This window comes from Cellulomonas sp. P22 (assembly GCF_044392165.1).
Map to the genome: position 1 here is coordinate 173,640 of NZ_JBISBW010000006.1, position 18,911 is coordinate 192,550.

Consider the following 18,911-nt stretch of genomic DNA (forward strand, 5'->3'; position numbering starts at 1 on the left):
TAGCGTCGCGGTCATGGAGAAGCGTGTGCTGGGACGAACGGGCAGGTCGGTCGGGGTCGTGGGCCTCGGCTGCTGGCAGCTGGGCGGGGACTGGGGCGAGGTGGCGGACGACGACGCCCTCGCTGTGCTCGACGCCGCGGTGGCCGGTGGCGTCACGTTCCTCGACACCGCCGACGTCTACGGCGACGGCCGCAGCGAACGGCTCGTCGGGCGCTTCCTGGCCCAGCGCGGCGGCACGCAGGACCTGACCGTCGCGACCAAGATGGGCCGACGCGCCGACCCGCACGTCGCGGGTGCCTACACCCTGGACGCGTTCCGCGCCTGGACGGACCGCTCGCGCGAGAACCTGGGCGTCGACACGCTCGACCTGGTGCAGCTGCACTGCCCGCCCACCGAGGTCCTCGGTCGTGACGCCGTCTACGACGCGCTCGACACGATCGTCGACGAGGGCCGCGTCGCGGCGTACGGCGTCTCGGTCGAGACGGTCGACGAGGCCCTCACGGCCATCGCCCGCCCGCACGTCGCGAGCGTGCAGATCATCCTCAACGCGTTCCGCCGCAAGCCGCTCGAGCAGGTGCTCCCGGCCGCGGCCGAGGCCGGTGTCGGCATCATCGCGCGGGTGCCGCTCGCGAGCGGGCTGCTCTCGGGCCGCTACGACGAGAGCACCACGTTCGCCCCGACCGACCACCGCACGTTCAACCGCCACGGCGAGTCCTTCGACGTGGGCGAGACCTTCGCGGGCGTGCCGTTCGAGGTCGGGGTGCGGGCCGCCCGCGAGGTCGCGGCGCTCACCCCCGCCGGGGCCACCACCGCGCAGCTCGCGCTGCGGTGGATCCTCGACCAGCCCGGCGTCTCGGTCGTCATCCCCGGGGCGCGCAACGCGGCCCAGGCGCAGGGCAACGCCGCAGCGGCCGATCTCCCGCCGCTCGACGACGCCACGAGCGACGCCCTCGAGCGCATCTACGACGAGCAGGTCCGCGCGCACGTGCACGGGCGGTGGTGAGCGGGGACCAGGTGCGCGCCGCCGCGCACCGGCCCGACGGCGACGCCGCCGGGCTGCACGTGGACACCAGCGCGGTGGACGCCTGGCTCGCGCACGGCACGCTGCCGTCGACGTGGCTCGTGGCCGCAGCCGCCGGAGACGAGGCCCCGCCCGTGGCGGCCCAGCTCCCGGACCCTGCGGTGCGGGACGACGTCGTCCGTGTCCGCGACGCGCTGCTCGACCTGATGCGGCCGTTCCGGCCGGCGCGGGAGGCGGCATGGCGCGCCGTGCTCGGCTCCCCGGAGGTGGGCACCGCCGGCGCGCACGTCGCGCTGTCCGTCGGGTGGCCCGCCCCGTACGACGCGGGCGTCCGCACAGCCCCGGACGGGACCGCGGTGGTCGTGCTCGACGTCGCGCGGCTGGCCGCGTACGGCCATCGCGCGGTGACCGGTGCGCGTCAGGTCCTGGACCACGAGCTCGCGCACGTCGCCATCGCCCGGTCGTGGCCGCTCCCGCCGCAGGCGGGCCACCTCGAGCGGCTGGACCACCTGACCTTCGACGAAGGTCTCGCGCACTGGCTCGCGCTCGGCGACCTGCCCCCCTTCGTGCCGGGGGCGCCCGGACGAGAGGGACGCGCAGCGACCGCCCGGGCGGCGCTCGCCGCGGCGCGCGAGCTCACCGGGCCCGAGGAGCAGCAGGCCGCTCGCGAGGCCGCGGCCGCGGCCGACGAGTTCTGGGACAAGTTCGGGTGCGTCGCCGGGCTGCTCGCGTTCGCCGACGCCGAGCACCGTGATCAGCTCCCCGGAGCGCGCCGCCTCGCCGCCGAGGGCTGGCGCGGGTTCAGCGCGTGCCTGCTCGACGACTGACCCGTCGCGGCGGACCGCTCGGGGGTGAGTGCGGGGAGGCCCTACCCGGTGCCACCCGAGCCCGGCGTGATCGAGCCGGGTGCGCCCTGGTCAGGGGCGGGGCGGAGCTCGGGGGCGCCGCCGCTCTCGATGACCTCGATGCGGGCCGGGAAGTGTGCCGGGGCCGGGCCGAAGGCGAGCCGCGCTCCCTGGATCACGGGCTTGCCGAGCGCCCGTGCCCCCGCGACCCCCACGGCCGCCCCGATGCCGAACGGCAGCAGCCGGCCGAACGCGAAACCGCTCTGCCTGGCTGCCTGGGCGCGGATCAGCCGACGGGTGAGCGTCGAGTTGACCGAGCGGATGGTCGAGGTGGGCATGCGCGTGAGCAGCGTCCGGGCGAAGTGCACGGTCGTGAGCTGCGCCGAGTCGGAGACGACCTTCGCGGCGGACTCGCCCAGGATCGTGGCGAGCAGCAGCGCGCGGCGCCGCTCGGCGTCCTCGACCTCGATGCCGTGCACGCTGGCCACCGCGAGCGAGAACGCCGCCGACGCCCCGAAGAACGTCGCCACGTCGCTCACGGTCAGCGCGAGCGCAACGCCTGTGCCCACGGACGGGGCGGCGGCCGCCACGCCCACCGCGGCACCGGTGCTCTGCACCACGCGCATGTACTCGCGCTCGAGCAGCCACACGATCTGCTGGGGCGAGGCCTCGGGGTTGCGCCGCCGCAGCGACTCGACGTGCGCGTGGATCGTGGCCGAGGGGATCGTCACGGCCTTGTCGAGCGCGGCGTCGAGGACGGGCGTGCGGCGCAGGTGCGGCGTCGCGGCACCCGGTCCGGTGACGTCGGTGCCGGGCGCCCCGCTGATCGATGCCCCGTTGCCCGACGCCCCGTTGCCTGACGCGCCACCGCCCGACGCGCCACCGCCCGACGAGTCGCGTCGTCGGCGCCGCGCGAGGCCGGGGCTCATCGTTCGCCCTCGACGGTCAGCTCCACCGTCGCGCCGTGGGTCAGGGTGCGGCCCACGGTGCAGTGCCCGTCGACGGCGCGGTGCACCACGGTCAGGAGCCGTTCGCGCTGCGCCGGGTCGAGGCTGCTCAGGTCGACCACGAGCCGCTCGGTCAGGACGGGGTACCGGTCCTCGTCGGGGTCGCTCGGGCCGGCGACGTGCACCTCGACGGCCACGTCGTCGCCCAGCCGGTGCGCGAGGGCCGAGTCGGCGCTCATGCCCGTGCACCCCGCGAGCGCGATCTTGAGCAGTTCGCCGGGGGTGAAGACGGCTCCGGCCTCGACCGGGCCGATCTTGACCTCGGCGCCGCGCGAGCTGCGGCCGGTGTACGTGCGTCGCCCGGTGCGCTCGACCCACAGGTCGGCGGGCGGCGCGGCAGGTGCGGGGACGGCGGGGGCCGGGTGCGGAGCCTGCGGTGCCTGGGGGGACTGCTCGGTGGTCATCCCGCGATCCTGCCACGGAGCCCCTGCGACGGCAGGGGCGACGGTCAGGCGGGGCGCGGTGCGCCGCGACGCACGTACGGCTCGAGCAGCTCACGGGCCCGGGCCCGTGCGGCATCCGCGTCGTGGCCGCCCTCGATCAGCCGGCTCGCGGTCAGGACGACGCCGTTGACGAGCTCGGCGGTGACCGCGGGGTCGGGCGCTCCGAGCTCGCGCAGGGCCTCGACCAGCGGCGTGAGGAGCATCCGGTGCATCTCGCGACTGTCCTGCGTGAGGGCGTCGCGGGGGGCGATCTCGGTCAGCGCTCGTGCGACGGCGTGCTCTCCCGAGGCCACGATGTCCAGGTTGGCGCGCACGTAGGCCAGGACGCGCTCGCCCGGGTCGGGGGAATCCATGGCCTTTTCCACGAGCGCGGACCACCGAGGGAAGATGTCGGCCACGAGCGCGCTGAGCAGCGCGTCGCGGGACGCGAAGTACTGGTAGACGCTGGGCCGGGCGAGGCCTGCCCTGGCCCCGACCGCGGCGAGCGTGGGCGGGGAGTCGGGGTGCTCGACGAGCAGCGCGTGCGCGGCGTCGAGGAGGGCCCGGTGCTGGGCTGCGCGGTGCTCGGCCACCGTCGCCGCCTGGATCTTCGGCACGGGCCCTCCTCGTCGTTCGTCGGTACGCCTGGTCGACGTCCCGGGTGGCGCGGCGGGGTCAGCGGGTCGCGGGCAGCGCGCCCGCGAGGGTCCCGTCGACCATCTCGTGCACGCGGTCGCAGTGCTGCAGGATGTCATGGTCGTGCGTGACCATCACCGTCGCGACACCCGCCTGGCGTGTCTCGCGGGCCAGCAGCTCGACGATCTCCTGGCTGCGCGCGCGGTCGAGGGCCGAGGTGGGCTCGTCGACCAGCAGCAGCGACGGCCCGCACACCAGGGCGCGGGCGATGCCGATGCGCTGACGCTCGCCGCCCGAGAGCTCGTGGGGACGGCGTCCGAGCTTTTCGCCCAGGCCGACCTCCTCGAGCAGCTCGCGCGGGTCGCGCCCGGGCGTGCCGCCGCGCATGTGCACCGCGAGGCGCAGCTGGTCGAGGGCCGTCAGGGCGGGCACCAGGTTGCCGGACTGGAACACGAAGCCGATGTGGTCGAGCCGGAAGCGGGTGCGCTCGCGGTCCTTCATGGCGGCGATGTCCCGGCCGTCGATCGTCACGGTCCCCTGGTCGGGCGTGGTGAGCGCACCGGCCACGGCGAGCAGGCTGGACTTGCCCGATCCGGACGGGCCGACGACGGCGACGAGCTCGCCGGGCCGGACGGTCAGCGAGACGGCGTCGAGCGCCGTCACGGTGCCGCCGCCGTCGCCGACCGTGAGCGTCACGTCGCGCAGCACCAGGCCACGGGCGTCGTCGGGTGAGACGTGGGTGGACGGGGTGGTGGTCATCGCTGTCCTCCGAGGGCCTTGAGCGGGTCGACCTTGGCGATGCGGGCGATCGCGAACGCTGCCCCGACGGTCCCGAGGACCACGAGCAGGGCGAACGCGAGCACGATCGCGGGGGCCTCGAGCGCGAACGGCATGGCCGTCCCGCTCAGCAGGCCGCCGCCGGCCACGCCGATCGCGACGCCGACGGCGCTCGAGGCCACGAGCACGATGAGCGCCTGGGCGAGCCCGTCGCGCATGAGGTACCCGGTGGACCCGCCCATGGCGCGCAGCACCGCGAGCTCCTGGCGGCGCTGGATGGTCCAGACGGTGAAGAACGCGCCGACGACGAGCGCCGAGATCGCGTACAGGAACACCTGGATGAGCAGGAGGGTCGAGGTCTCGGCGGTGTAGCCGGGCGACGCGCCGAACGACTCCGTGAGCGTCATGCTCGACGTCCCGGCGGCGGCGTCGCCGGCAGCGAGATCGAGGGTCGCGCCGTCCACGGCGCGTAGTGCGACGGCGCTGGCCTCGGTGTACGCGTCGGGCCGGACCTGTTCGCCCGCGGCGGCACCCGAGTGGATCTCCTGCCAGGTGGTCAGAGGCAGGTAGGCGACGTCGACGTGGCCGAACGTGTGCTGGTTGCCGGTGGTGCCGATGATCGTGAGCGTGGTGCCGATCCGGTCGATCGTCACGGTGTCGCCGATCGCGAGGCCGTCGTCGAGCACGGTCTGGCTCACGACGATGCCGTCGTCCGCGCCGAGCGCCTGGCCGTCGGCGACGTGGGGGTCGATGAACGAGCCGGGCTCGACGCCGAACAGCGCGAGGTCGACGGGCGCGCCGGCTGAGCTGTGCGCGTTGACGAGCATCGAGCCGAACGGGGCGGCGTCGGCGACGTCGGGCTGGGCGGCCCACGTGGTGACCTGCCCGAGGTCGACGATGCTCCGTGAGAACGCCGAGTCGGTCTTGGTGCCGCCGGCGAAGGCGAACGCGTCGACGGGCTGGTTCTTGAGGCCGGAGACGCCGTCGTTGACGAGGCCGGAGGACAGCCCGGAGAGGACGACCATGAGCACGGCGATGAGGGCGACGACACCTCCCATCAGGCTGAAGCGCGATCTGGCGAAGCGCAGCTCGCGGAGGGCGAGGAACATCGGGATCCTCTCGGGTCGGGGACGGTCGGCTCTTGCCGACGCCATGTCGACAAGATAGCAACATTGCGTCGGGAAGTCTGCACCGGGGGCGTGTGACGTCGCGCGGAGCGGTCCGCCATCCGGTGGACACGTGTCCACCGGATGAGACGATCGGACCGCACGGTGGACCGGGAAGCGCGTCGTGCGCCAAGATCCCCGCCATGAGCACCCCACGAGGAGCGGACGTCATGCGACTGGCCCAGGGCCACGTCGCGATGATGTGTTGTCGCCTCGTCGCGTGCCGCTGAGCCTGGCGCCGTACCGCCGCTAGGCCGCCGCCCCCGTCGCCGGGGGTGAGCCGCACCCCTCCGCCGCAGGTCGTCCTGCGCCCGAGGCTCGCACCGACCCCCCGCACACCCCGGCTCGCCACGCCTGTGGCGCACGCCCACGTGCACCCACCGGAAGGACATCTCCATGTTCCGCACCCTGATCCGCACATTTGCCGCAGCCTCGGCGGTCGCCCTGCTCGCCGCGTGCGGCAGCGCGGGTGACGCCGGCGGGTCCGACGACGCCGCGCCCGTGCGCATCGGCGTCGTCGGCGCGAGCGACGACTACTGGAAGGTCTTCACCGACGCGGCCGCCGCGGAGGGCATCGAGGTGAAGCTCGTCGACTTCACCGACTACACCCAGCCCAACCCCGCGCTCTCGCAGGGCCAGCTCGACCTCAACCAGTTCCAGCACCTGCAGTACCTCGCGCAGTACAACGAGGGGACCGGTGACGACCTGACGCCCATCGGCGCCACGGCCGTCTACCCGCTCGGCCTGTACTCCACGAAGTACACCTCGCTCGAGGAGATCCCCGCGGGCAGCGAGATCGCCATCCCCAACGACCCCACCAACCAGGCGCGCGCGCTGCTCGTGCTCCAGGACGCCGGGCTCCTGACCCTCAAGGGCGGCGGCAGCTCGGTCTCGATCCCCGCCGACATCGACGCCGCGAAGTCCACGGTCACCGTCACGCCCGTCGACGCGACGCAGACCGCCGTCGCGCTCCAGAGCGTCGCGGCCTCGATCATCAACAACGACTTCGTCACCGACGCGGGACTCAAGCCCACCGACGCGCTCTACCAGGACAAGGCCGACAGCCCCGGAGCGCGCCCCTACATCAACATCTTCGTGGCCCGGGCCGAGGACAAGGACAACCCCACCTACCTCAAGCTCGTCGAGATCTACCACTCCGACGCCGTGCAGGAAGCGTCGCTCGAGGCCTCGGGCGGCACCGCGGTGTTCGCCGACCAGAGCGCCGCCGAGCTGCAGGGCTACCTGGTCGACATCCAGAAGGCCGTCGCAGCCCAGGGCTGACGTCACGAGGCGACGGGGTCAGGAGCGCTCCTGGCCCCGTCGCCTCCGTACCCGCGGCCCCGCACCGGCCGCGCCCCCGCACCCCCAGGAGGACGAGCGCATGAGCGCCATGGTCACGTTCGAGCACGCCACGAAGGTCTTCGGCGGCGGTGAGCACGCCGTGCGGGCCGTCGACGACGTGAGCCTCGAGATCCGGCGCGGGGAGATCTTCGGCGTCATCGGGTACTCCGGGGCCGGCAAGAGCACCCTCGTGCGGCTCATCAACGCGCTCGAACCGGTCACGTCAGGGCGGGTCGTCGTCGACGGGCACGAGGTCAGCGCGCTCGGCGAGGGCGACCTGCGACGCGTCCGCTCGCAGATCGGCATGGTGTTCCAGCACTTCAACCTGCTCTCCTCACGCACCGTCGCAGGCAACGTCGGCTACCCGCTGCGCGTCGCCGGGTGGCCCAAGGAACGCCGGGCGGCGCGCGTCGCCGAGCTGCTCGAGTTCGTGGGGCTCACCGACAAGGCGCGGCAGCACCCGGCGCAGCTCTCGGGCGGGCAGAAGCAGCGGGTGGGCATCGCCCGGGCGCTCGCGGCCTCGCCCGCGCTGCTCCTGGCCGACGAGGCGACGAGCGCGCTCGACCCCGAGACCAGCCGCGACGTGCTCGCACTGCTGCGCCGCGTCAACCGCGAGCAGGGCGTGACGGTCGTGGTCATCACGCACGAGATGGACGTGGTGCGCAGCACGTGCGACCGCGTGGCCGTCATGGAGCACGGACGCGTCGTCGAGGTCGGCGACGTGTACTCGGTGTTCTCCGAACCGCAGGCGCCGGCCACCCAGCGCTTCGTCGGCACGGCCCTGCACGACCGCCCCGACGCCGACGTCCTCGCGCGGCTGCGGCACCGCCACCAGGGCCGCATCGTGACCGTCGGGGTCCGCGACGACGGCGGATCGGGCACCCTCCTGACGCGCGAGCTGCGCGAGCACGGGGTCGACGGCTCGATCATCTACGGCGGCATCTCCGAGATCGACGAGCGACCGTTCGGCAGCCTCACGCTCGAGCTCGTGGGCGACGACGGCGCGATCGACCGCCTGCTGTCCTCGCTGCGTCGCAGCACCGACGTGGTCGAGCTGACCGGAGGTGCCCGGTGAACCGCGGCTGGGACGTCCTGCTCCCCATCCTGTGGGAGTCGCTGGGCCAGACGCTCTTCATGGTGTCGGTGACCCTCGTGGTCGGCGGGTTCGCGGGGCTGCTGCTCGGGCTCGCGCTCTACACGACCCGCAAGGGCAGCCTGTTCTCGAGCGGGCCCGCGTTCAACGCGCTGAACCTGCTGGTCAACATCGTGCGGCCCATCCCGTTCATCATCTTCATCACCGCGATCGGCCCGCTCACCCTCGCGGTGATGGGCACCACGATCGGCACCACGGCCGCGATCTTCCCGATGACGCTGATGGCCACGTTCGCCACCTCGCGGATCGTCGAGCAGAACCTCGTCGGCCTCGACCCCGGGGTGATCGAGGCCGCCCGCGCGATGGGGGCCTCCCGGCTGCGCATCGTCGCCACCGTCCTCGTCCCCGAAGCGCTCGGCCCGCTGATCCTCGGCTACACGTTCCTGTTCGTGGGCATCGTCGACATGTCCGCGATGGTCGGCGCGATCGGCGGCGGCGGGCTCGGCAACTTCGCCATCGTCTACGGCTACCAGCGCTTCAACTGGCAGGTCACGTTCGTGACCGTCGTCGTGATCGTGGTGCTCGTGCAGCTCGCCCAGTGGCTCGGCAACACCCTCGCCAGGCGCGTCCTGCGGCGATGACCGGGTGTTGGTGGTCGGTCGTAGCGTGATCCGTACCGCAGGTCAGCCCGTCGATGCGAGGAGTCCTTGATGACCACACTGCCCGAACGACCGAACACCGCTCTGCTCGTGATCGACGTGCAGAACGGTGTCGTGGACGGAGCCCACGCACGCGAGGAGGTCGTCGCCCGGATCGCCGCGCTGGTCGGCAGGGCCCGCGACGAGCAGGTGCCGGTCGTCTGGGTGCAGCACTCGGACGAGGAGCTCGAGCGGGGGAGCCAGCCCTGGGAGTACGTCCCCGAGCTCGTCCGCGACGAGGCCGAGCCCGTGATCCACAAGAGCTACGGCGACTCGTTCGAGGGCACCGACCTCGAGGAGGTGCTGAGCGCGGCCGGGATCGGGCGGCTCGTGGTGGCCGGCGCCGAGTCCGACGCGTGCATCCGATCCACGATCCACGGTGCGTTCACCCGTGGCTACGACGTGACCCTCGTCGGCGACGCCCACACCGCCGGCGACAAGACCGCGTGGGGTGCGCCGCCCGTCGACCAGGTCATCGCGCACACCAACCTGTACTGGGGCTTCCAGGCGGCACCCGGCCGCATCGCCGCTGTGGTCCCGGCTGCCGAGGTGGCGTTCAGCGGCGTCTGACCCGGAACCGGCGGGCACGACGAGAGGGACGCACCCACCTGACGGTGAGCGCGCCCCCTCTCGTCGGTCAGGTCAGCGTGCGGCGACGAGCGCGGCCCACGTCTTCGGTCCGACGATGCCGTCGACCGTCAGGCCGTGCGACGCCTGGAACGACGTGACCGCGGTCCGGGTCGTCGCGTCGAACCGGCTGGTGACCGGGGCACCGAGGGCGCGCTGGACCACCGCGATCGCACTGGCGGAAGACCCGGTCCGGATGCCGCGGGCGATCTGCGCCGCCGGGACCGAGCTCGCGGTGAGCGGGGCGAAGCCCGAGCCGCCGTTGGCGACGTCGACGATCGCGGCCCAGGTGAGGGGGCCGACGATGCCGTCCGCGTACAGGCCGTGCGCGCGCTGGAAGGCCCTGACCGCTGCCGTCGTCTTCGCGCCGAACCTGCCGTCAGCCGGCGTCCCGACGACCGACTGGATGATCGAGACAGACGCCCCGCGGGCACCGGACCGGATGCCACGGTTGATGGTGGCGGCGGGGATGGCGCCGCTGCTGAGCACCGGCGCGGCCGCGGCGGGCGCAGCGGTCGCCGTGACATCCCACTCGAACACGAGGATCTCCGAGTGCGCGCCGTTCAGCGTGGCGCCCACCTGGATCTTGTGGTGGCCGATCGACAGGGCGGTCAGGTCGAAGGACGTGCCGGTCACGGCGATGGGGGAGGAGTTCTGCGCGCCCTCGGGCAGGTCCAGGAGGTACTCGACCTGGGCGCCTGCCGGCACCGTCACGGCGAAGTGCGCGTTCGTCGAGGTGGTCGACGCGGGCGGGGTGCTGGCCCACGCGATGGACGGCGCGACGGCGGTGACCTCGAAGGCGGTCGTGGTGCTCGTGCTGTTGCCGAGGCTGTCCACGGCCGTGAGGCGGAAGGTGTGCGCACCGGTCGCCAGGCCGGAGAAGCTGGCGGTCGTGGCGGTGCCCCAGCCGGCGGGCTCGCCGTCGAGCGACCAGGTGTAGCTGACGTCGGTGTCCGAGTCGGTCGACTCCCACCCGAACGTCACGTTCGCGGACGTCGAGATGGCGACCGGCGCCGTGACGATCGACAGCACCGGCGCGGTCGCGTCGACCGTGAAGGCGCCGGACGCGAAGGACGCGCCGTCGACCGAGGCATCCCAGTCGTAGCTGCCGTCTTCGTAGCTGGACCCGCTCCACTGCCAGAACCCGTCACCGTCCGCGACAGAGGTGTAGGCCGTGGACCCGACGTGGAGGTCGACCGACTCGCCCGGGATGGCCATGCCCTGGATCGTCGGGTCGGTATCCGTCGTGCGTGCGCTCGGTGACACCGTGACCGTCCTGGGAACCGGTACGGCGGTCGCCGGGGCGACCGTCCCGGCCGTCAGCGCTGCGGCGAGGATGCCGGCGGCGATGGTGCTGCGGCGCAGGCGCGAGGGGCGGGTCGTACGAGCCGACATGGTGGGCCTTCCGGTCACGGGCGACCCTGGTGGGACGCCCAGCACCCTTTGTATCGGCACCGACCGGTAAATAGTTGAACCTTCAGCGTCTCAAGATTTGATAGAAGCGGTCTCAGTCACCGAGCACGTCGTGCAGCGTGGTGGCGAAGCCGTCGGGGTCGCCCAGCATGCCGAGCGACCCGTCGAGGAACCCGACGTGGTCGCTCGGGAACACCACTGGTTCGAGGCCGAGCAGCCCGGCGATCGCCACCCCGGCCCGGTGCGCGAGCTGGCCCTCCGACTCGGCGCCGACCCCGATGACGATGCGGGTGGGTGCAGCCGTCAGCGCGTCGATGTCCGGCTGGTACGACGTGGACGTCACCAGGTTCTGCATCAGCAGCACGTCGTCGCGGCTGCCGTCGTCCTCGGTCGGCAGGCCGAAGGTCTGCGGGTCCGGCGCAGGGAGAGGCTCGTCCGGGAGCTCGCCCTCCCACATCGTCAGCCCGATGAACTGGGCCATCCCCGGACCGAACCCGTCTGCCGCATAGGTGGCGCGGACGGCGTCCACGGCTGCCCTCGCTGCCTCTCGATCGGGCAGCACCCCCGTGACGGGCGGCTCGTGGGCCACCAGCGTCACCACGTCCTCCGGGTACCGGGCGACGAGGGCGAGCGCGTTGATCGCACCGCCGCTGGTGGCGAAGAGGTCGACCGGACCGAGAGCGACCGCATCGATGATCTGGTGCAGGTCGTCCGCGTGCTGCTCGGGCGTCGACTCCGGCGCCGGGTCGGTGCGGGTGCTGCGCGCCGCGCCCCGCGGGTCGTACGTGACGACCGTGCGGGTGGGGAACCGGTCCACGAGCCCGCCGAACCAGCGGGCCTCCATCGGAGATCCGATGATGAACAGGGCGGCCCCGGTACCCGGGTCTCCGTCCCGCACGTCGTAGTGCAGCTCGGCTCCCTCCACGTCGAGGGTGTGGCTCGCTGCCGCGGTCGTTCCGTCGTCGGTCGCCATGCTCGCGACGCTACCCGGGTCATCCCGGGACGAACAGCCCAGACGGGGGCGTCGCCGGTCGGGCGACGTCCTCTCTCAGGCGGAGGCGTCGGCTGCCTGGCCGACGAACAGCTCCGACCGGTACGGCAGGGCGAGCTGACCGCCGTCGGCGTGGGCCGAGGCGAGGGCGCGCACGCGATCGAGGAACGCCGCACCGTCCACGGCCACGGCCCGTTGCACGTGGGCAGACGACGCGGCCATCTGCACGAAGTCGTCGACCGACATCGGGCGGGTCCACGTCACCGCTGAGGTGTGGACCTGCCCGCCGGCCGGGACGAACTGCGCCGCGAGCTCGCCCGCGACGTCGAGCACGCGGTACCCGCGGGTGTAGCCCGGGCTGCGCTCCTCGAGCAGGTCCTCGTACGCGCTGAGGAACGGGTCGCTCGCGTGGTCACGGTTGTTCTGCAGGATCGCGAGCAGACCACCGGGTGCGAGCGCCCGCAGCACGGCCCGGACGAACCGCTCCCGGTCCAGCCAGTTGTACGCCTGCGCCGCCACGACGACGTGCACCGGACGCCCCAGCGTCTCGAGGAACGGCTCGGCCTCGGTCAGCATCCAGGTGACCTCGGGGAACTTCGCCCGGCCCGCGGCGACCATGCCGTCCGACACGTCGACCGCGAGGTACTCGTGCACGTCGCGCAGCGCCGGGACCAGCCCCTCGAGCGCGATGCCGGTGCCGGCCCCCGCATCGACCACCGTCAGCGGTGTGCCCCGGGGTGCCAGCTCGGCGATCGTGGCGAACAGCTCGGACGGGTAGCGCGGGCGGCTGGCGTCGTAGTCGACCGCCAGGGCGTCGAACTCGCTCTTCGTCGTCATGCAGGGGGCCTCCTCGCACCAGGCACCGTTCGTGCCCGGTGCGATCCGACCGCCGGCTGCACGCCGTCCGCCCGCACGCCGTCCGCCCGCACCGGCGGGCCCAGCCCTGCCGGCGCACGAAAAGTAGCACCTGCCTGGTCGCGGGCCGGGGGACGATCGCCGTGCGCGAGGCGGTCGGGGCGTGCCTCAGGAGGTGACGGGTCGGAGGCCCTGCATCACGACCGCGAGGTAGAGACGGACGGCGGCGGCGCGGTCTGCGGTGTCTGTGGTGCGCAAGGTTGCCGCGTGCACGACCCCGCAGACGAGCGGCACGAGGTCTGCCAGCGTGACGTCCGGGTCGACCTCACCGATCCCATGAGCCCGGCTGAGCAGCTCACCGAGCAGCCCGACCAAGCGCTGCGCGCTCTGGGTCGTGGCCGGGAGGTCGTGCTGCGAGGCGGCGAAGACCTGGGCCAGGGCCGGGTCGGCAGCCTGTGCCTGCAGTGCGTCGAGCAGGAACTCCTCGAGCGCGCCCGCGGGATCCTGACCGGTCATGGCGCGCTCGCCGCGCTCGATCAGGTCGGCCATTCCCGGCTGCGCGAGCGTCTCCATGAGTGCTCCGGGCCCGGGGAAGTGCCGGTACACCGTGGCGACGCCCACCGAGGCGGCTCGTGCGATCTCGTTGAGCTGGATGGCGCGACCCGCATCGACGTGCTCGCGGCCGACCTCGACGATGCGCTGCCAGTTGCGGGCGGCGTCGGTGCGTGGCCGGGTGGTCGTCATGCTCTCAGGGTAACCGGATGGTGAATCCGGTTCGTGCTACGGTTCTCCGGATAGGCCATCCGTTTAGCGGTTCGACCTCGGCGTCGACACAGGCGAGAGCCACCGCGACCTGCGAGGGAGAGCTGACGATGAACGTCGATGTCAACGGGGTGGCCCGGAGCGTCACCGTGGTCGGTCAACCTGGGCACGAAGGCACCCGCGACCTCGTGCTGGTCTTCCACGGCTCGCGCCAGAACGGGCAGCGGCACCGCGCGTTCACCGGGAACTCCTACGATCGGCTCGCCCAGCAGGGCGCGGTCGTCGCCTACCTCGATGGCTACCGAGGCAACTGGAACGACGCTCGTCGGCAGAGTGCGTTCCCCACCCGGCTCAAGGGCACTGACGACATGGGCTTCGTCCGCGCGGTGATCGACGCCCTGGTGATGAGCCACGGAGTCGACCGCCGGCGAGTGCTCGCCGTGGGCTACTCCAACGGCGGGCAGATGGTCCTGCGCATCATCCACGAGGCGCCCGAGCTCATCGCGGGTGCGGCCGTCATCGCAGCCACGATGCCGGCCCCGGAGGACTTCCTCGTACCCGACGCACCAGCCGTGCCGTTGCCGGTGCTGCTGGTGCACGGCACCAAGGACCCGATCGTCCCTTACGGCGGGGGCGAGATGTCACGCTGGGCCCAGAGAGTGTTCAAGGTCGGCGGACGCTCGCTGTCGATGCCCGAGACGGCCGCCTACTTCGCCGGGCGCAACGGGATCAGCGCTGCACCGGTGCGCACGACGGTCCCCGGGCGCGATGGGGGGCGGCGCCGGACCTGGGTCGAGCGCACCCGCTACGGGCAAGACGGCTCAGCTCCCGTGGAGCTGTACACCGTGCACGGTGGCGGGCACACCGTTCCCGGCCCGCGCAGCGCACCGTTCGTCCTCGGCGCGACCACTCACGACGTGAGCACGGCCGACCTCGTGAGCGAGCTCTTCCGACCCCGGGACTGACTCGCGGGATACTCCGCACGTGCCATCCCGTCGGGTCCACAGAGAGGCCTCAGCCATGTCGCTCGCGCACCCCCTGATCCCCGTGTTCGTCGCGGGCATCGGCAACTCCGGGCCGGCCCACTGGCAGGCCGCCTGGCACGACGAGATGCCGCACGGCGTCTGGGTCGAGCACGAGTCGTGGGACAGGCCCGTCCGCGATGCCTGGGTGCGCGAGCTCGATGAGACGTTGCGGGCAGTCGAGGGCCCGAAGGTGCTGGTCGCGCACAGCCTGGGGTGCACGCTCGTCACCGAGTGGGCGGCCGAGCACGTCGACGACGAGGTGGTCGCTGCTCTTCTGGTGGCGGTGCCCGACGTCGGAGGGTCGGAGTTCCCCGCCGAGGCCCGTGGCTTCGAGGCCCCGAGGCGTCGCAGGCTGCCCTTCCGGACGATCGTCGTCACCAGCGAGAACGACCAGTTCGGGACGCCTGAGCATGCCGCTGCCGTCGCTCACGAGCTCGGGGCGGAGCTCGTGAGCGTCGGGCGCAAGGGCCACATCAACGAGCAGTCCGGTCTGGGTGGATGGTCGGAGGGCAAGGCCATCCTCGACGGGCTGCTGGACCGACGGCTCCGCGACCGCGTCGACCCGGAGTGAGCGCCCAGGTCGCGAGGTCGAGGTAAGCGGGAACCCGACCTTCCGGGTCAAACGCCGCGCTCCCGCTGCGGGCCCGGCGGGGGCCGGATAGAAGTCCCTGTGTGTCTCTCGCCCTAGCGCCTCCCATAGCCCCACCCCGGGTCCCCGCCGAAAACGCTCCCCGTCTGAGGGTCCTCGACCTGCTCCGGCTGGTCGCGGCGGTCGCCGTGGTGCTCTTCCACTTCACCGCAAGCACGAGACCACAGCAGGTGGCCGGGCGGGCTCCCGGCGGAGGTGTTCCCCGACCTGTCGTCCGTGACGCGCTACGGCTACCTCGGCGTGCACCTGTTCTTCGTGATCAGCGGCTTCGTCATCCTGTCGTCGGCATGGGGTCGCCCGGTCGGCTCGTTCGCGGCGTCGCGCGTCAGCCGCCTCTACCCGGCCTTCTGGGCCGCGGTGCTGCTGACCGCGACGCTGCGGTACCTGTGGCCGAGCTTCGAGGCGCGCTCCCCGGGCGAGGTGCTCGTCAACCTGACGATGCTGCAGGACCTGTTCGGCGTCCCACGCGTCGACGGCGTGTACTGGACGCTGTGGGTCGAGCTGCAGTTCTACCTGCTGATCGCGGTGTTCATGCGGGCCGGCATCACCACGAAGCGGGTGCTGGCCGTCGCCGCGACGGCACCTGCGTTCACCGTCCCGGCCACGCTGGTCTTCCCTGACCTGATCCGCACGTTCACGGTGATCGAGTGGCTCCCGCTGTTCTGCGCGGGGATGGTGGTCTACCTGATGCACCGCGGCGGGTCCAGCCGTCTCGCGTGGCTGGCCCTGGCCATCGACGTCGCCGCCGCTGCGCTCACGTCCGTGGTCAACACGACGAGCGCGATCGACCAGGTCGCCTCAGGCGCGCGGACGTCGTCGGCGGTCGTGGCGTGCGGCGTGGTGCTCTGCGTCGCCCTCGTCGCTGGCGCGACCCTCGTCCCGCGCGTGGCTCGCGTCGACTCGCGGTTCCTGACCCGTGCCGGGCTGCTGACGTACCCGCTCTACCTGACCCACGAGTACACCGGGTGGGCGTCGATCGAGGTGCTCGCCACCCACCTCCGCCCGATCCCGGCGCTGGTGCTGAGCGTAGGCGTCTGCCTGGTCGTCGCAGGGCTTGTGCACCTCATCGCGGAGCGATCGGTCCAGAAGCCGATGCGCCGGTACCTCGAGCGGACGCTCGGTGCGCCGCGGACGTCGGCAGCCCCGGCGCCCGGGCTGCGGCGCGACGCGTATCAGGCGGCCTCGGTCGCGGGGGCGAGCGCGGGCTGCGGGGGCTGAGCCGAGCTGCGGGTGGGGCGGGTGGCGCCGGCCCAGAACGTCACGACGCCGACTACCAGCCACGTCCCGAGGGCCAGCAGGGGAGCGCCGATGGCGGCGCCGTCGAAGAACGCGACGTCGCGCAGCAGGGTGCCGGTCGCACCGGGAGGCAGCGTCTGGCCGATCGCACCCCACGGCAGGGGCAGCATCTCGGGTGCGCTGGCGAGCCCGGACAGCGGGTTGCCGAGGATCACGACGACGAGCGCGGCGAGCCCGATGCCGATGCGGCCGAGCAGCTGCTCCAGGCCGAGCACCGTCATGCCGGTGGCGAGGACGCCGAGCGTCGCCGCGGCGGACGTCGCCAGGTACGAGCCGGTGAGCGTCCCGAACCAGAACTGCAGCACCGCGGTCATCGCCAGGCCCGCGAGGACGGCGAAGCCGAGCATCACCCCGACCCGTCGCCACGTGCCGGGAACGGCCAGCGAGATGGCGACGCCGGCGATCATCCCTCCGAGAGCGATCGGCAGCGCACCAGCGGCCAGGCCCACGCCTCGAGGGTCGTCAGGCGACATCGGCACCACGTCCTCGACGCTCGCCGTGAGGTCCAGCTGCGTCGCGAGGGCCTGGCCGACCGCCGTGACCACCTGCGCGACCGACGGGCTGGCCGCCGTCGCGGTCTGGATCTGCAGGCCGTCCGGGCCGAGCACGAGCGCGCCGTACACCTCGCGGTCCTCGATCATCGTGCGGGCCGCGTCGGACGAGGGGGCGACCGTGATCGCGAACGCACCGGGTTGCGCCTGCTCGAGGCCGGCCTCGACCTGCTCCGCCACCGCGGTGGGCGCGACGAGGGCGAGCGGGACGTCACGGGGCGCGGAGTGGATGGCCGGCAACCCGAAAGCGAGGAGCAGCATGCTCAGCAGCAGGGTGAGCGCGACGGGCAGGCCGATGACGACGCGCCGGTCAGCGCGGGGGCTGGTGGTGGCCATGGTTCCTCGATCTCGGATCGGAGCACTAGATACGGTCCGTATCTAAGCACGTCCGGGCCTCCGGGTCAGGCACGATGGGGCCGTGACTGAACCCCCCGTGCGGCGGCGTCGGCGAGCCGAAGAGCTGCAGGCCGAGATCCGGCAGGCCGTGCGCGCCGAGCTGTATGAGCGCGGCTACGCCGGGGTGACCTACGAGGGCGTCGCTCGACGGGTCGGCACGAGCAAGCCGGTGCTGTACCGCCGGTACGGCAGTCGAGCCGTGATGGTCCTCGACGCGCTGGTGCTGCCGGATGCCGAGCCGCTCCCCATCGCACCCTGCGGCCCGTTCGTGCAGGACTTCGCCGCACTGGTCGGCGTGGTCACGGACCGGTTCGGTCCGGCCAGCGTCAAGACGTTCCTCGGGCTCATGGCGGAGGCCGACGACGACACCGTCGCCAGGGCCACCGAGCAGATGTTCGGGGTCGTCGAGAGGTGGCTCGCGCAGATCGTCGACGAGGCGCGACTGCGAGGCGAGCTCGGGCCGCGGCCTGTTCCCCGACACGTCCTCGGGGCGGTGCTCTCGCTGGTCCGGGGCGAGGTCCTCTTCGCCCGCAGCACCAGGCGCGACGTCGACATCGACAGGCTTGCCGGCGACGTGATCCTGCCGCTGCTGCGCGTCACGACGACGCCCGCGTAACCGACCCTCGAGGCTCTGCGTCGTGAGCGGGGGTTCAGCCCCGGACCAGCTCGGTCGCGGAAGGGTCGCCGTCCAGGGCGGGGGCGTCGGTCGGGCGGGCCCAGTAGCTCCACCACGCCCAGCCCGACCCGACGGGCATCCAGCCGTCGCCGCTCGGGACAGACCCGTGGGTGCGGGTGTGCTCCCACTGGCGGTCGTCGCGTTCGACGATGTGGAACAGTGGGCCGTAGGCGACCGAGTGCCAGCCGTAACGGCTGGCGCGGGCGAGGACCGACATCTCGTTGAACGCGGTCAGCGGGCGCAGGATGAGCTGCGGTCGCGAGCCGCCGCCGGTGGTGGCCGCGGTCGCGGACGCGTCGGGCTGCCCGTAGCGCTGCTGGGCTGCCTGGCGGGTCATGCCCAGCACCGATCCGACCTGCTCCCAGGTGCAGCCGGCACTGCGCGCGGACTGCACCGCGGCGGCGAGCAGCACGTCGGTCTCGGAGCGTGCGGCGCGGGCCAGTGCGACGAGTTCGAGGTGCGCGTCGGCGTCGTGCGTGAGGCGCTCGCTCAGGGTGGGGTCGACGTCGTGCAGCGCGCGGGCTAGGTGGTCGCGGAGCGTGTCTCCGCCGGGCTGGGTGGGGCCGTCGTCGGGGGTCATGTGTCAACTATTGCTTGACGACATGAGTGCTGTCAACCACCAATTGACGAGGGAGTTTCTGCGGTCGCACCGCGCGAACGCTGG

The 18,911-nt window shown here is 72.8% G+C and carries 21 protein-coding genes; 10 read left to right on the plus strand and 11 right to left on the minus strand.

Annotation, left to right across the window (positions count from 1 at the left end):
• Positions 1-13 precede the first annotated feature (13 nt).
• Together ACGIF2_RS07440 and ACGIF2_RS07445 are read left to right on the plus strand one after the other, a co-directional pair.
• Positions 14-1,003, plus strand: a complete 990-nt coding sequence (locus ACGIF2_RS07440) for an aldo/keto reductase (protein WP_396045093.1) — start codon at positions 14-16, stop codon at positions 1,001-1,003.
• A complete protein-coding gene (locus ACGIF2_RS07445; protein ID WP_396045095.1) occupies positions 1,000-1,848 on the plus strand; it encodes a hypothetical protein in 849 nt (282 codons plus the stop codon). Before ACGIF2_RS07440 ends, ACGIF2_RS07445 begins: the two co-directional genes overlap by 4 nt.
• 41 nt (positions 1,849-1,889) lie before the next feature.
• Here the strand turns inward: ACGIF2_RS07445 and ACGIF2_RS07450 are convergent, their stop codons facing one another.
• The 5 genes from ACGIF2_RS07450 to ACGIF2_RS07470 are packed head-to-tail and all read right to left on the minus strand — an operon-like array spanning position 1,890 to position 5,862.
• Positions 1,890-2,795, minus strand: a complete 906-nt coding sequence (locus tag ACGIF2_RS07450; RefSeq protein ID WP_396045097.1) for a hypothetical protein — start codon at positions 2,793-2,795, stop codon at positions 1,890-1,892.
• Positions 2,792-3,277, minus strand: coding sequence for an OsmC family protein (locus ACGIF2_RS07455; RefSeq protein WP_396045099.1), 486 nt, complete (start codon positions 3,275-3,277; stop codon positions 2,792-2,794). The genes ACGIF2_RS07450 and ACGIF2_RS07455 overlap by 4 nt, the downstream gene beginning before the upstream one ends.
• Positions 3,278-3,321: 44 nt before the next feature.
• Positions 3,322-3,912: a TetR/AcrR family transcriptional regulator gene (locus tag ACGIF2_RS07460; RefSeq protein WP_396045101.1), complete on the minus strand. Its 591-nt coding sequence runs from the start codon at positions 3,910-3,912 to the stop codon at positions 3,322-3,324.
• Positions 3,913-3,970: 58 nt separating this feature from the next.
• Complete coding sequence (locus ACGIF2_RS07465) at positions 3,971-4,690, minus strand: ABC transporter ATP-binding protein (RefSeq protein ID WP_396045103.1); 720 nt, start codon at positions 4,688-4,690, stop codon at positions 3,971-3,973.
• A complete protein-coding gene (locus tag ACGIF2_RS07470) occupies positions 4,687-5,862 on the minus strand; it encodes an ABC transporter permease (RefSeq protein WP_396045105.1) in 1,176 nt (391 codons plus the stop codon). Before ACGIF2_RS07470 ends, ACGIF2_RS07465 begins: the two co-directional genes overlap by 4 nt.
• A gap of 408 nt (positions 5,863-6,270) precedes the next feature.
• Between ACGIF2_RS07470 and ACGIF2_RS07475 the strand changes: the two genes are divergently transcribed.
• The 4 genes from ACGIF2_RS07475 to ACGIF2_RS07490 all read left to right on the plus strand — a co-directional run bounded on the left by ACGIF2_RS07475 (position 6,271) and on the right by ACGIF2_RS07490 (position 9,576).
• On the plus strand, positions 6,271-7,155 hold the full coding sequence (locus tag ACGIF2_RS07475; RefSeq protein WP_396045107.1) for a MetQ/NlpA family ABC transporter substrate-binding protein: 885 nt from the start codon (positions 6,271-6,273) through the stop codon (positions 7,153-7,155).
• A gap of 100 nt (positions 7,156-7,255) precedes the next feature.
• Positions 7,256-8,290, plus strand: coding sequence for a methionine ABC transporter ATP-binding protein (locus tag ACGIF2_RS07480; RefSeq protein WP_396045109.1), 1,035 nt, complete (start codon positions 7,256-7,258; stop codon positions 8,288-8,290).
• Between the two features lie 59 nt (positions 8,291-8,349).
• Positions 8,350-8,949: a methionine ABC transporter permease gene (locus ACGIF2_RS07485; protein WP_396045700.1), complete on the plus strand. Its 600-nt coding sequence runs from the start codon at positions 8,350-8,352 to the stop codon at positions 8,947-8,949.
• A 69-nt stretch (positions 8,950-9,018) separates the two neighbouring features.
• Positions 9,019-9,576 carry a cysteine hydrolase family protein gene (locus ACGIF2_RS07490; RefSeq protein WP_396045111.1) on the plus strand — a complete coding sequence of 186 codons (558 nt, stop codon included), beginning with the start codon at positions 9,019-9,021 and terminating at the stop codon, positions 9,574-9,576.
• 72 nt (positions 9,577-9,648) lie between these two features.
• Here ACGIF2_RS07490 and ACGIF2_RS07495 read toward each other — a convergent pair whose 3' ends face one another.
• From ACGIF2_RS07495 to ACGIF2_RS07510, 4 genes are all read right to left on the minus strand, one after another.
• The gene (locus tag ACGIF2_RS07495) at positions 9,649-11,028 is read right to left on the minus strand and encodes a peptidoglycan-binding protein (protein ID WP_396045113.1); all 1,380 of its coding nucleotides are present in this window, start codon (positions 11,026-11,028) and stop codon (positions 9,649-9,651) included.
• A 112-nt stretch (positions 11,029-11,140) separates the two neighbouring features.
• Entirely contained in the window at positions 11,141-12,019 is an 879-nt protein-coding gene (locus tag ACGIF2_RS07500) for an alpha/beta fold hydrolase (RefSeq protein ID WP_396045115.1), read from the minus strand.
• A 75-nt stretch (positions 12,020-12,094) separates the two neighbouring features.
• Complete coding sequence (locus tag ACGIF2_RS07505; RefSeq protein ID WP_396045117.1) at positions 12,095-12,874, minus strand: class I SAM-dependent methyltransferase; 780 nt, start codon at positions 12,872-12,874, stop codon at positions 12,095-12,097.
• A 186-nt stretch (positions 12,875-13,060) separates the two neighbouring features.
• Entirely contained in the window at positions 13,061-13,636 is a 576-nt protein-coding gene (locus tag ACGIF2_RS07510) for a TetR/AcrR family transcriptional regulator (protein ID WP_396045119.1), read from the minus strand.
• A 128-nt stretch (positions 13,637-13,764) separates the two neighbouring features.
• On the opposite strand from ACGIF2_RS07510, the gene ACGIF2_RS07515 reads away from it, so the two are divergent.
• The 3 genes from ACGIF2_RS07515 to ACGIF2_RS07525 all read left to right on the plus strand — a co-directional run bounded on the left by ACGIF2_RS07515 (position 13,765) and on the right by ACGIF2_RS07525 (position 16,546).
• Positions 13,765-14,619, plus strand: a complete 855-nt coding sequence (locus ACGIF2_RS07515; protein ID WP_396045121.1) for an alpha/beta hydrolase family esterase — start codon at positions 13,765-13,767, stop codon at positions 14,617-14,619.
• Positions 14,620-14,674: 55 nt separating this feature from the next.
• On the plus strand, positions 14,675-15,250 hold the full coding sequence (locus tag ACGIF2_RS07520; RefSeq protein WP_396045123.1) for an RBBP9/YdeN family alpha/beta hydrolase: 576 nt from the start codon (positions 14,675-14,677) through the stop codon (positions 15,248-15,250).
• Between the two features lie 294 nt (positions 15,251-15,544).
• The gene (locus ACGIF2_RS07525) at positions 15,545-16,546 is read left to right on the plus strand and encodes an acyltransferase family protein (protein ID WP_396045125.1); all 1,002 of its coding nucleotides are present in this window, start codon (positions 15,545-15,547) and stop codon (positions 16,544-16,546) included.
• On the opposite strand, the gene ACGIF2_RS07530 is transcribed toward ACGIF2_RS07525, so the two are convergent.
• Positions 16,501-17,511 (minus strand): ABC transporter permease, encoded by a 1,011-nt coding sequence (locus ACGIF2_RS07530; RefSeq protein WP_396045127.1) that lies wholly within the window; start codon positions 17,509-17,511, stop codon positions 16,501-16,503. The two genes, ACGIF2_RS07525 and ACGIF2_RS07530, sit on opposite strands and share 46 nt — an antisense overlap.
• An 82-nt stretch (positions 17,512-17,593) precedes the next feature.
• On the opposite strand from ACGIF2_RS07530, the gene ACGIF2_RS07535 reads away from it, so the two are divergent.
• On the plus strand, positions 17,594-18,187 hold the full coding sequence (locus ACGIF2_RS07535; RefSeq protein ID WP_396045129.1) for a TetR/AcrR family transcriptional regulator: 594 nt from the start codon (positions 17,594-17,596) through the stop codon (positions 18,185-18,187).
• A gap of 34 nt (positions 18,188-18,221) precedes the next feature.
• Here the strand turns inward: ACGIF2_RS07535 and ACGIF2_RS07540 are convergent, their stop codons facing one another.
• Positions 18,222-18,827, minus strand: a complete 606-nt coding sequence (locus ACGIF2_RS07540; protein WP_396045131.1) for a hypothetical protein — start codon at positions 18,825-18,827, stop codon at positions 18,222-18,224.
• Positions 18,828-18,911 lie beyond the last annotated feature (84 nt).

Excerpts from the sequence above, each read along its gene's own strand:
- ACGIF2_RS07480 (WP_396045109.1), top strand. The coding sequence starts at position 7,256 with ATGAGCGCCATGGTCACGTTCGAGCACGCCACGAAGGTCTTCGGCGGC.
- ACGIF2_RS07510 (WP_396045119.1), bottom strand. The coding sequence starts at position 13,636 with ATGACGACCACCCGGCCACGCACCGACGCCGCCCGCAACTGGCAGCGC.
- ACGIF2_RS07520 (WP_396045123.1), top strand. The coding sequence starts at position 14,675 with ATGTCGCTCGCGCACCCCCTGATCCCCGTGTTCGTCGCGGGCATCGGC.
- ACGIF2_RS07440 (WP_396045093.1), top strand. The coding sequence starts at position 14 with ATGGAGAAGCGTGTGCTGGGACGAACGGGCAGGTCGGTCGGGGTCGTG.
- ACGIF2_RS07495 (WP_396045113.1), bottom strand. The coding sequence starts at position 11,028 with ATGTCGGCTCGTACGACCCGCCCCTCGCGCCTGCGCCGCAGCACCATC.
- ACGIF2_RS07515 (WP_396045121.1), top strand. The coding sequence starts at position 13,765 with ATGAACGTCGATGTCAACGGGGTGGCCCGGAGCGTCACCGTGGTCGGT.
- ACGIF2_RS07505 (WP_396045117.1), bottom strand. The coding sequence starts at position 12,874 with ATGACGACGAAGAGCGAGTTCGACGCCCTGGCGGTCGACTACGACGCC.
- ACGIF2_RS07450 (WP_396045097.1), bottom strand. The coding sequence starts at position 2,795 with ATGAGCCCCGGCCTCGCGCGGCGCCGACGACGCGACTCGTCGGGCGGT.
- ACGIF2_RS07500 (WP_396045115.1), bottom strand. The coding sequence starts at position 12,019 with ATGGCGACCGACGACGGAACGACCGCGGCAGCGAGCCACACCCTCGAC.
- ACGIF2_RS07530 (WP_396045127.1), bottom strand. The coding sequence starts at position 17,511 with ATGGCCACCACCAGCCCCCGCGCTGACCGGCGCGTCGTCATCGGCCTG.
- ACGIF2_RS07485 (WP_396045700.1), top strand. The coding sequence starts at position 8,350 with ATGGTGTCGGTGACCCTCGTGGTCGGCGGGTTCGCGGGGCTGCTGCTC.
- ACGIF2_RS07540 (WP_396045131.1), bottom strand. The coding sequence starts at position 18,827 with ATGACCCCCGACGACGGCCCCACCCAGCCCGGCGGAGACACGCTCCGC.
- ACGIF2_RS07475 (WP_396045107.1), top strand. The coding sequence starts at position 6,271 with ATGTTCCGCACCCTGATCCGCACATTTGCCGCAGCCTCGGCGGTCGCC.
- ACGIF2_RS07465 (WP_396045103.1), bottom strand. The coding sequence starts at position 4,690 with ATGACCACCACCCCGTCCACCCACGTCTCACCCGACGACGCCCGTGGC.
- ACGIF2_RS07470 (WP_396045105.1), bottom strand. The coding sequence starts at position 5,862 with ATGGCGTCGGCAAGAGCCGACCGTCCCCGACCCGAGAGGATCCCGATG.
- ACGIF2_RS07490 (WP_396045111.1), top strand. The coding sequence starts at position 9,019 with ATGACCACACTGCCCGAACGACCGAACACCGCTCTGCTCGTGATCGAC.
- ACGIF2_RS07455 (WP_396045099.1), bottom strand. The coding sequence starts at position 3,277 with ATGACCACCGAGCAGTCCCCCCAGGCACCGCAGGCTCCGCACCCGGCC.